Source organism: Algoriphagus sp. A40, assembly GCF_002002735.1.
GTDB lineage: Bacteria > Bacteroidota > Bacteroidia > Cytophagales > Cyclobacteriaceae > Algoriphagus.
Map to the genome: position 1 here is coordinate 1 of NZ_MUNY01000030.1, position 1,340 is coordinate 1,340.

The 1,340-nt window shown below is 47.3% G+C and carries 1 protein-coding gene; it reads right to left on the minus strand.

Annotated features, from left to right (window positions below; all coding sequences use genetic code 11):
* Positions 1-20 precede the first annotated feature (20 nt).
* Positions 21-1,340 (minus strand): adenosylhomocysteinase (gene ahcY, locus B0E43_RS00615; protein ID WP_077346131.1); only part of this gene is annotated, 1,320 nt, incomplete at its 5' end.

Below are 1,340 nucleotides of genomic sequence, written 5' to 3' on the forward strand. Positions count from 1 at the left end.
CTAAGCAACTTTTACTCAAATTAATATCTGTAATACTCAGGCTTGAATGGTCCTTGAACCTCAACGCCGATGTATTGTGCCTGGTCTTCAGAAAGGGTATCCAATACCACACCCAACTTGGCCAGGTGAAGGAACGCCACTTTCTCGTCCAGGTGCTTAGGCAGCACATAAACTCCCGGCTGGTAGTTTTGGTGATTTGCCCAAAGTTCCAACTGAGCCAAAGTTTGGTTGGTGAATGAATTGGACATCACAAAGGATGGGTGTCCAGTAGCGCAACCCAAGTTTACCAATCGGCCTTCGGCAAGGATCAATATCTCTTTGCCGTCCAATTCATAAAGATCCACCTGTGGTTTGATCACGTTCTTGGTTTGACCATAGTTTTTGTTCAGCCAAGCCATATCAATTTCATTGTCGAAGTGGCCGATGTTACACACAATCGCTTTGTCTTTCATGGACTTGAAATGCTCACCCGTGATGATGTCCTTGTTGCCGGTAGCGGTAACCACAATGTCAGCTTCCTTCACCGCATCCACCATTTTCTTCACCGCAAAACCGTCCATTGCTGCCTGAAGTGCGCAGATTGGATCGATTTCAGTCACGATCACCCGGGCACCGGCACCTCTGAGGGATGCTGCCGAACCTTTCCCTACGTCACCATAACCTGCCACAACGGCTACTTTTCCGGCCATCATGACGTCAGTGGCACGACGGATCGCATCCACCAAAGATTCTTTACAACCGTATTTGTTGTCAAATTTTGACTTGGTCACAGAATCATTCACGTTGATAGCAGGCATTGGAAGGGTGCCGTTTTTCATTCTTTCGTACAGTCTGTGGACACCGGTGGTCGTCTCTTCGGACAAGCCTCTGATTGCTGCTACCAGCTCAGGATAAAGATCCAAAACCATATTGGTCAGGTCTCCACCATCGTCCAGAATCATATTCAGGGGTTGTCTTTCTTCACCGAAAAACAAGGTCTGCTCGATACACCAGTCAAATTCCTCTGCAGTCTGACCTTTCCAGGCATAAACCTGAATTCCTGCTGCTGCAATTGCTGCTGCTGCATGATCCTGCGTTGAAAAAATATTGCAGGAAGACCAAGTCACCTCAGCTCCCAATGCCACCAAAGTCTCTATCAAAACTGCAGTCTGGATAGTCATGTGAAGACATCCTGCCACTCTGGCGCCCTTCAGGGGCTGAGAAGGTCCAAACTCAGCTCTCAAAGCCATCAAACCAGGCATTTCTGCCTCAGCCAACCTGATTTCTTTTCTCCCCCACTCGGCAAGTGAGATGTCTTTTACTTTGTACTGAATGAATTTTTCAGATTTAATTTCTGACAT